This window comes from Iodobacter arcticus (genome assembly GCF_042664895.1).
Classification (GTDB): Bacteria; Pseudomonadota; Gammaproteobacteria; order Burkholderiales; family Chitinibacteraceae; genus Iodobacter; species Iodobacter arcticus.
In genome coordinates, this window is the sequence record NZ_JBHTBQ010000028.1 from 19,763 (window position 1) to 28,741 (window position 8,979).

8 protein-coding genes are annotated in these 8,979 nt (G+C 51.2%); 3 read left to right on the forward strand and 5 right to left on the reverse strand.

Annotation, left to right across the window (positions count from 1 at the left end; genetic code table 11):
- Positions 1 to 9 precede the first annotated feature (9 nt).
- The 5 genes from ACFQNF_RS13755 to frdA all read right to left on the reverse strand — a co-directional run bounded on the left by ACFQNF_RS13755 (position 10) and on the right by frdA (position 6,200).
- A complete protein-coding gene (locus tag ACFQNF_RS13755) occupies positions 10 to 2,649 on the reverse strand; it encodes a type VI secretion system Vgr family protein (protein WP_380188512.1) in 2,640 nt (879 codons plus the stop codon).
- 257 nt (positions 2,650 to 2,906) lie between these two features.
- Positions 2,907 to 3,272, reverse strand: coding sequence for a fumarate reductase subunit FrdD (frdD, locus tag ACFQNF_RS13760; RefSeq protein WP_380188513.1), 366 nt, complete (start codon positions 3,270 to 3,272; stop codon positions 2,907 to 2,909).
- A complete protein-coding gene (locus tag ACFQNF_RS13765; protein ID WP_380188514.1) occupies positions 3,272 to 3,676 on the reverse strand; it encodes a fumarate reductase subunit C in 405 nt (134 codons plus the stop codon). Before ACFQNF_RS13765 ends, frdD begins: the two co-directional genes overlap by 1 nt.
- Positions 3,673 to 4,425, reverse strand: a complete 753-nt coding sequence (locus tag ACFQNF_RS13770) for a succinate dehydrogenase/fumarate reductase iron-sulfur subunit (RefSeq protein WP_380188515.1) — start codon at positions 4,423 to 4,425, stop codon at positions 3,673 to 3,675. The genes ACFQNF_RS13765 and ACFQNF_RS13770 overlap by 4 nt, the downstream gene beginning before the upstream one ends.
- Positions 4,422 to 6,200, reverse strand: a complete 1,779-nt coding sequence (gene frdA, locus ACFQNF_RS13775; protein WP_380188516.1) for a fumarate reductase (quinol) flavoprotein subunit — start codon at positions 6,198 to 6,200, stop codon at positions 4,422 to 4,424. Before frdA ends, ACFQNF_RS13770 begins: the two co-directional genes overlap by 4 nt.
- Positions 6,201 to 6,478: 278 nt before the next feature.
- Here frdA and ACFQNF_RS13780 point away from each other — a divergent pair, with 278 nt between their 5' ends.
- The 3 genes from ACFQNF_RS13780 (at position 6,479) to ACFQNF_RS13790 (ending at position 8,780) form a co-directional block, all read left to right on the forward strand.
- On the forward strand, positions 6,479 to 7,621 hold the full coding sequence (locus ACFQNF_RS13780; protein WP_380188517.1) for a glycerophosphodiester phosphodiesterase: 1,143 nt from the start codon (positions 6,479 to 6,481) through the stop codon (positions 7,619 to 7,621).
- 341 nt (positions 7,622 to 7,962) lie between these two features.
- Positions 7,963 to 8,151, forward strand: a complete 189-nt coding sequence (locus ACFQNF_RS13785) for a hypothetical protein (protein WP_380188518.1) — start codon at positions 7,963 to 7,965, stop codon at positions 8,149 to 8,151.
- Positions 8,148 to 8,780, forward strand: a complete 633-nt coding sequence (locus ACFQNF_RS13790; protein WP_380188519.1) for a hypothetical protein — start codon at positions 8,148 to 8,150, stop codon at positions 8,778 to 8,780. The genes ACFQNF_RS13785 and ACFQNF_RS13790 overlap by 4 nt, the downstream gene beginning before the upstream one ends.
- Positions 8,781 to 8,979 lie beyond the last annotated feature (199 nt).

Genomic DNA, 8,979 nt, shown 5'->3' on the forward strand with positions numbered 1-8,979 from the left:
TAATACTCCTTAAGCGATAAAAGGGCTACCTGATTTCATCGCTGCTAATAAACATGGAATACAAACCGAATTAGGAAACTGCGGCAAGGGCGGGTTCATGCTTGCAGGCCCACTCAACTCATGACTCGCCCCTTTTATTGTTACCGTACCGGGGCAATGAATCTCAATATTGCCACCTTTTAAGCGGATATAGCCGCCACCCGCTGTCATGAGGATTTCGTCTTTAGCCGTTACGGTGATGCTTTCTTTGCAAGCAGTGATTTTGACATTTTTGTCGGCGGTGATCTCAATATCGTCACTTTGCGCTTGCAGCTGAATTTTGCCTTTGGCGGCGATTAGTTTGAGTGCGACTTTATCTTTTACCCCTGCCACAAACAGGCTGATGTGCTGGCCCACATTGTGTATCCAGCGGCGACCGGAGGTTTGGTTACTGTCTCTTTGGGCAACTAGATCAAGGTTGGTGCCAGCGGCGATGGTTTGGCTTTGCGGGCTGGTAATGGCTACACCGTCTTCCCCATGCAGCAGGATGATTTTTTGCTGACCGATTTGGTCTTTTGATTTGCTCTTGCCGTCTTTGTCGGTATTACTGCCCGCTTCAAGACTTTTGCTGGCGTGCACATGGTGGTGCAGATGGCCGGTGGTGGCTTTGTCGCCTGCGCTGTTGTCGGGCTTGACGGTTTTATCGCCGTCGCCAGTTTCTATGGTGTCGGCAAGTTGATTAGTGGCGGTTTCGCCAAGACTTTGTGCCAGTGCAAGGGCTGATTCCAGCTGACTTTGCGCTGGGCTGTGGTCTAGCTGCTTACCGCTGGCTCCGCTTTTAGCTTCGGTGCTGATCAGCAGGCCATTGGCGCGGATTGCGCCTTGATTATCCGTGCGCAGCTCAAAGCCTTCGCCGCGTGGCTCGCCCTTGCCGTCAGTTCTTGGATGGATCAGATAGCCAAGGTTAAGCTGGGTTTTGCCATGCTCGCTGGATAATTTAGTGCGCACTTCGCCTTTGGTGTCATCAAACAGCAGCTCGCCGTACTGGCCGCCTTCATGCTCTTTGGTTTTGATACCGGATAATGTTTTGTTAGCGGGCAAAGCGCCTGCGCCACTAAACGCGGGCACAGGATGGCTACCGTTATAAACCACTCCAGTGATAATCGGGCGGTCGATATCGCCTTCGATAAAGTCGACTAAAACTTCCTGCCCAATGCGCGGGATAAACTGATGCCCAAAGCCTGCGCCCGCCGATGGATAGGCAACACGAATCCAGCATGAAGACTTATCGTCGAGGTTTGCACCGAATTCCGGGTGCTCGCTGGCACGCTGCCAGTGCAGCTGCACCTTAATCCGGCCTTGCTCGTCGGTGTGGACTTCTGATCCGGCAGGGCCGACTACCGTGGCGGTTTGTACGCCTCGGCTTTTGGGTTTGCTGTGTTCTGAATGAGCAAAGTTGGGTGCAATCGGCTGGCCGCGTCTTTGGGCGGTAAAATCTGCCTGATAGGGTTTGGCGGCGTCAGCGGCCAGCAAGCTAGGCGCAACTAGTCCCAGTTGCTGGGTTAAATCCGCTGGTAAATTATTGTTCGCAGTGAATTTTAGCTCGGTGACGGCGAATTCTCGTTGTTCGGCGGCATCGTACTCGTGGGCGGGGTGGTCTTCTAGGCGAAACCACTGACCCGCTTGCAAAGCACGCAAAGTGCCAGAGCCGGTGAAGGATTTCTTTTTTGCATCCGATGCTTGCTGACGCAATTGTGCGTAATGGCTGAGGCCTTCCACATCGCTGGCGTAATACAGCGATTGCGGGTCGTAATCTTCAAAGCTGGCTTGTAGCTGTTGCCCGCCATCGCCTTGATCGATCCGGCTCTCATCAAAGCTTTGTTGAGTGCTGGTAGCTTTGTAATCAAAACTCGCCAAAGACACCGAGCTGCTGCCCACTTGCCGCTGGCTCTTCCACTGGGTGAGTGCATCACTCTCTTCCGTCGCATCAGCACGGTGGAATCGCACTTGCATTTCCTGTGCTTCAGGAATTGCAAAAGCGTCGTCGAAGATCACCAGCTGAACTTGCGGATTATCTCCGGCCAAATGTTCGAAGCGCCAAGACAAACCTTCCTCAGCTAATAATCGCGTCAGGAAATCAAAATCCGATTCGCGGTATTGCAGGCAGTAGGATCGAAGCGCGTGCGTGCCGGATAGTTTGAAATCCAGTGTTTGCACTGCGGCAAAAACAGGGTTTTTGGCTTGGTGTTCGGTCAAAACCTGCTTGACGATATCCGGAACAGATAATTCCTGAAACACGCGCGAAGTGCGTCGGTATCGCAGTAAGGCAAACGGTGGCTCCACCGTCAGCGCGTACTTGGCAAAGCCACCATCCGAGCCAAGTAATTGTGCTTGCGAGATCACACCACAGCGCTCAATTTCACTACCATTCGCATCAGCTACCGCCAAAACCACCGGCAGGCCAAGTAAGGATTTAAGCTCAAGCGCACCGTCGGGGGATAAGCAATCGATTTGGTAACGGTAAGCCTGATTAATCCCCTCGCTGCCCTCCACTCGCTGCGGCAACAGCTGCTCGCCCCATGCCCCACCAGTCCCAAGTTGCAGAGAAATAAGCCGCTGATTTTGTGAAAAAGCTGCGGCAAAAGAGGCGAGCACATCGTTTAGATTCATAACAAACTCAAGGACTTACATGAAGCTCACAATATTACACGAATCTTCACCTTGGCATGCACCTACATTATTTATGACTTACCTTGAAAATAAATAACTCACCTTATTGATAAAATAAACCCCAGATTTAACGCCAAATAAAAATATGCTTCACAGGTGGCATAGCTCACACATGGCATTATTTACCCCGTAAATCATAGGGGGAAAGGCTGCATTTCAAGCCCCCAAAAAGTACATCTACAACAACGCCAACGCCATCAAAAACCGATGACTAATACCCCCCAAAGCGTTACCACCGAGCCGACAAAGGCAATGCCATAGCAAAGCAGCCGCGCCACAGGGCCAGCGTGAATACCGACATCGTGCAGGCTATGAAAAATACGATGCACCGCGTGCCACATAAACAGCGCGATAATCGCCAAGATCAAGGCCTTGCCGACGATATGCTGAGCAAAGCCCTGCATATTGGCGTAAGAAAATAATTCGGCAGGCAATAGCCCCAAGGGTGCTGCAAAGCTGGTAATGAAGACCAGTACAGCCCCAATCAGCGCAGATAACATACCGCCCGCACCAAAAAGCAGCCAAAACACGGGCTCGTTAGAGCGCTTTAAACTCGTTTTCATCACAATCCCCTCGCAATAAACCACAGCACAATAAAGACCAGCACACTCGCCCCCACCGCGGCAGCAATACCCACCGCTGTAATGGTGGCGGCAGCGACTTTTTGTCCGCCAATTATCATAGGCGGCAAGGTGCGCGGCATGATTTTGAACCATGTGTAGCCGTGGTAAAGCATCGCGGCGAAGATCGCCAGATTGATGATCCGCATCGGCCCACTAGCCATAAAGGCACGATAGCTATTCCATGCAGCCTCGCCTTGAGCAAGGCAAATCAGCCCAGCGAGTAGCTCCAAGGCGTAAGCCAGCACAAAAAAAGCCGTGCCTTCGTGCACCATATATTCAAGAAAAAAAGGATTGTGCCGCCACCAGCCAGCCATAGGGCGGATATAGGGTTTTCTGGCATTCATTTGCAGCCACCTTTTTGATCAGGGGATGGTAAGAAGCGAAAGAAAAAGTCGCGCGCGCTCGCCATCTTATTGATATTCACCGCATTGGCCGGGTCGACCATTTTTGGGCAGACTTCGGAGCAATAACCCACGGCGGTGCAGTTAAATACGCCGACTTGCGAGTTGATCAATGCCTTGCGCTCCTCTGCCCCGCCATCACGCGAATCCAAGTTGTAGCGCTGTAACAGCGCAATGGCACCGGGGCCGATAAAATCGGGATTTAAGCCAACCTGTGGGCAAGCGGCGTAGCACAGCATGCAGTTAATACAGCCTGCAAATTGCGAGTACACATCCATTTCGGCAGGCGTTTGTAAGTATTCGCCCTCCTGCAAAGATTTGGCTTCTTTTGGGATGAGGTAAGGCTTCACGCTTTCCAGCTTTTCGATAAAGCTGTCCATCACCACCACCAAATCACGCTCGATCGGAAAATGCGCCAGCGCTTCGATTTTTACGCCCTTTGGGTAGTCGCGTAGAAAGGTTTTACACGCCAAGGCGGGCTTACCATCCACCATCATGCCGCAGCTACCGCAAATGGCTTGCCTGCAAGACCAGCGAAAGCTTAATGTGCCATCCAGCTCGTCCTTGATATAGTTCAGCGCGCCCAGCACGGATAAATCATCGCTAAAGGGCACAGCATAATCCTGCCAGACCGGATGCTCGTCTTGCTCCGGGCGGTAGCGAAGGATGGATACGGTTACTTTGGTATTCATGCGTTTTTCTCCATCTTTTCGGCGGCTTCCCCTGCCGCGCCATAGGCACGCACTTTGGGCGCTGAGCGGGTGATTTTTACATCGCCGTAAGTAAGTGTTGGTGCTGCGCTGCCCTGGTAATGCGCCAGGGAATGCTTAAGGAAATTCACATCGTCGCGCTCTTCAAAGCCATCGAGGCGCTGATGCGCGCCGCGTGATTCACGCCGGTGCAGCGCCGAATGCGCCATAGCCTCGGCCACATCCAGCTGATAGCCCAGCTCGATGGCCAGCAGCCATTCGCTATTCCACACAGTGGATTTATCTTCAACACGGATATTTTGATAACGCTGTTTTAGCTCGGCCAGCTTGAGACAAGTGGCTTGCATGCTGGCTTCTAAGCGATAAATACCGCAGCCATCTTCCATGGTTTGCGCCATTTCACGGCGAATATCGGCCGCACGCTCGCTACCCGCCTGCTGACGGATTTGCAATACCGGCAAGGCTGCGGCTGCGGCTAATTTCAATAGTGCATCGCTGTTTTTGGGCGCGGCATTTTTGGCATAGCGCGTAGCCGATTCGCCTGCAACTTTGCCAAACACCGACAACTCGGCAAGAGAATTTGAGCCAAGGCGATTCGCACCATGTATCCCCACGCTGGAGCATTCGCCAGCGGCAAATAGCCCAGCCAGTGGCGCTGCGCAATGAATATCCACTGGAATGCCGCCCATGGTGTAGTGCACCGCAGGGCGCACAGGAATCGGCTGGGTTACTGGGTCGATATCCATAAATTCGCGGGCTAGCTCGCAAATTTGTGGCAGACGCTCGTGCAGTGTTTTTGCGCCCAAGTGGCGTAAATCTAAATGCACTACCGCGCCATAGCGGCATTCGATAGTGCGATTCTTTTGCATTTCATGCCAAAACGCTTGCGACAGCCTGTCTCGCGGGCCAAGCTCCATCGCCTTATTACGTGGCTTATCCTCGGCGGGGCCTAGGCCATAATCTTGCAGATAGCGATAGCCATCTTTATTGACCAGCAAGCCGCCTTCGCCACGACAAGCCTCGGTAAACAGTAGACCCGTGCCGGGCATACAGGTGGGGTGATATTGCACGAATTCCATATCGCGCAGCGGCACGCCGTGGCGATAAGCCACTGCCATGCCGTCGCCGGTGACAATCCCGCCATTGGTGTTTTCGCGGAACACTCGCCCAGCACCACCGGTAGCCATCACCACCGCGCCCGCTTCGATCAGGATAAATTCGCCACTGGCAATTTCGATTGCCAAAATGCCCTGCACGCGGCCATCGGCCACGATCAGATCGACCAGAAAATACTCATCAAAACGCGTAATTGAAGGATATTTCATCGAGGTTTGAAACAGCGTGTGCAGCATATGAAAGCCGGTTTTATCCGCAGCAAACCATGTGCGCTCGATTTTCATGCCGCCAAAGGGGCGCACATTGATATGGCCGTCTTCCTTACGGCTCCACGGGCAACCCCAATGCTCTAGCTGCACCATTTCACGCGTGCATTCGCCAACAAAATAGTCGACTACATCCTGCTCGCACAGCCAATCGCCGCCAGACACCGTGTCATTAAAATGGTGCTCTAGGCTATCGTGCGCCTGCACCACGCCAGCCGATCCACCCTCTGCCGCCACCGTGTGGCTACGCATTGGATAAACCTTAGATAACAGCGCCACCGTTTGAGTTGGGTCGGCCTCGGCCGCGGCAATCGCCGCCCGCAAACCTGCACCACCCGCCCCTACAATCACCACATCCGCTTTAAATACCCGCATACCTCAACGCCTACGCCATGCTTGGCGAATCAAATCAGAAGCCACCAATGTAGGGTGCTTTTATTGAGGGGAGCTTGATCCTGATCATCTGAGCAGCAAGTCTGTCATCAATACGAAAGGACGCTTTTTAAAACGTCAAGCTCTGTAAGCACGGCTCGCGTCACACAACCACGCCATCCGCATTGTGGTTTAAAGCAATAGCATCCTTTTATAAAAAACATAACACTGTTGCTTTGCGTTGTTTTCTGTTGATTTATTATTCCTTAACGGAGTGCTTTATGAAAAAATGGTCAGTATTAGCGGCAATCATCGCAGCAATGGGCGCTGGGCAAGCGTTAGCAGCGCCCACTTTAACGGGCAAGCCACCCTTGGTACTTGGGCATCGTGGTGCTGCGGGATATTTACCCGACCATACGCTGGCCGGATACAGCAAAGCGATTGAAATGGGTGCTGATTATATTGAACCTGATTTGGTCTCCACCAAAGATGGCGTACTCATCGTGCGCCACGAGCCCAATATTAAAGACACCAGCGATATTGCATCGCACCCCGAATTTGCTGAACGCAAACGTAAATTTAAAATTGATGGCGTAGAAGAAGAAGGCTGGTTTGCATTTGACTTTACGCTGGCAGAAATCAAAACACTGAAAGCCATTCAGCCACGCGCAGATCGCTCTGCCGCCTATAACGGGCAGTTTGAAATTGTGACTTTTGATGAAGTGCTGGCCTTACGCGCCGCCAAATCAAAAGAAACGGGCCGTGAAATTGGGGTTTATCCAGAAACCAAACACCCCACCCTGCATCAGCAACTGGGCTTGCCGCTGGAAGAAAAGCTGATTGCAGCGCTTAAGAAATACAATCTGAACCGCAAAAATGCCCCTGTTTTTATTCAATCTTTTGAAACCAGCAACCTTAAAGCACTGCGTAAGCTAACCCCAGTAAAACTGGTGTTTTTAATTGATGGCAACGATGTACGCGCCGATGGCAGCATTGATTCGGGCAAGCCTTACGATTTTGTAGTAAGCGGCGACCCACGCAGCTTTGCCGATATGCTAAGCCCCGCAGGCCTCAAAGAAATCAAGCAATTTGCGGATGGCATCGGCCCATGGAAGCCTTATCTGATCAGCTGGAAATTTAAAACCGATGTAGATGGCAAAAAAATCGACGTTAACGGTGATCAAGAAATCGACCAGCGTGATGCCACGCTCCTGCCCCCATCCAGCGTAGTACACGATGCGCACAAAGCAGGGCTGCTGGTGCATCCGTTTACTTTCCGTAACGAAGCCAAATTACTCGCCGCTGATTTTAAAGGTAGCCCGGAGGCAGAATATCTTGCCTACTTTGCGCTTGGGGTAGATGGCGTATTCTCTGACTTTAGCGATACAGCTGTTGCTGCCAGAAAGCGTTATTTGGCGAAGTAATATGCAAAAAACGGCTACCCCAAACGACTAAAATAGCCCTTAAATAGGTTGGGGTTGCGATCAAGCCCCCCTACAAGGCAATCCTATCAACTTAAGCAAACAGCGGGAAATAACGCTTTTGTAGGTTGGGTTAGCAGGTTTATTCGCCAATTTAAGGGCGGATAAACCTGCGTAACCCAACATTTGGCGCAAAAGAATGTTGGGTTACGCGATAAAGCTGCTAACCCAACCTACAAATTCACCTTAAGTTGATAGAATTCCTCTACGAGGGCATATAATCTGAACTATTGTTCAATGAATTTATTTCTGATTTAATTCGTCAATTGCCCGAGGAGGAAATAATGATGAAATTCTTTAATCGTGCAGACGTTCGGCAGATCAACCAAAGAATGATGGCCTCTGGTGGCAAAGCGCCGGATGAGGGCCTGTCTGCGACTAGCCGAAAAATAATCCGAGAAACTTCATTCTCTCGCAGTGAGATCAACTCCGCATTTCGGCAAGCCCATCAGCGCCTTGAAGGCTCTAAGTGAGCCAAGACCAGTACAGCTGGGTATACAAAGAACTCGTACAAGGCCCCGATGATGTTGTCGGGGCTTTGGCTTATGTGCTCTACAAACAACAAAAAATCGCGTTTCTTGAGAAAATCAACACGGATTTTAACCGTGAGCCGAGTGAAGACGAGCTGCGCAGCTTTCATACCTACACCCTGCTTCCTGAAACAATACAAGGCTTTACCGACAGAGCAGAAGCGCTTGCCGATCAGTTCCTTGAAATTGCCCTCGCTACTAAATTACAACAGGCTGAAACCTTACTCCGCCAATCGGTAACGGTTGAGGAAGTCAAAAGAGCCGCGTTGGATACCAGCAGAGAAGTGAATAACGCAAAGCAGGTACTAGAAAGCAAGCTGGATGCGGTGGCTTCAGAATTAAATGGTAAAAAAGGCTTTTGGGGCTGGGTACGGGATGTGGGCGGCAATCTGGCTGTCAACTTTGGCACCATTTTGCTGATTGGCATAATAATTATGGGTTACCAAGGTTTAGCTCACTTTACTGGCCTATTTGAAAAAAGCACGGGCGTCAGCACGGCAAGTAATCCGCCGCCCGAAGCCGAGCCCGCTTCGGCAGCAGTAGTGATTCCAGCTGAATCAGCCCCAAAATGAATCAGTTTTAAATTACACGCAGGTGTTACGCCCACTCCTATTTAGCTAGATGCTGCCACACAATCACAAGCATTAAATCATCGTTGGACGGGAGCCTACTGTAAAGGTCAAGGACATAGGTAACACTTTAGTCCACAGACATAGGTGACACTTTTCGCGTTAAAGTTAAGTAATCATTTTTTGCACCTGTTACCTGTCG

Excerpts from the sequence above, each read along its gene's own strand:
- ACFQNF_RS13755 (WP_380188512.1), bottom strand. The coding sequence starts at position 2,649 with ATGAATCTAAACGATGTGCTCGCCTCTTTTGCCGCAGCTTTTTCACAA.
- ACFQNF_RS13780 (WP_380188517.1), top strand. The coding sequence starts at position 6,479 with ATGAAAAAATGGTCAGTATTAGCGGCAATCATCGCAGCAATGGGCGCT.
- ACFQNF_RS13785 (WP_380188518.1), top strand. The coding sequence starts at position 7,963 with ATGATGAAATTCTTTAATCGTGCAGACGTTCGGCAGATCAACCAAAGA.
- ACFQNF_RS13765 (WP_380188514.1), bottom strand. The coding sequence starts at position 3,676 with ATGAATGCCAGAAAACCCTATATCCGCCCTATGGCTGGCTGGTGGCGG.
- frdA (WP_380188516.1), bottom strand. The coding sequence starts at position 6,200 with ATGCGGGTATTTAAAGCGGATGTGGTGATTGTAGGGGCGGGTGGTGCA.
- ACFQNF_RS13770 (WP_380188515.1), bottom strand. The coding sequence starts at position 4,425 with ATGAATACCAAAGTAACCGTATCCATCCTTCGCTACCGCCCGGAGCAA.
- frdD (WP_380188513.1), bottom strand. The coding sequence starts at position 3,272 with ATGAAAACGAGTTTAAAGCGCTCTAACGAGCCCGTGTTTTGGCTGCTT.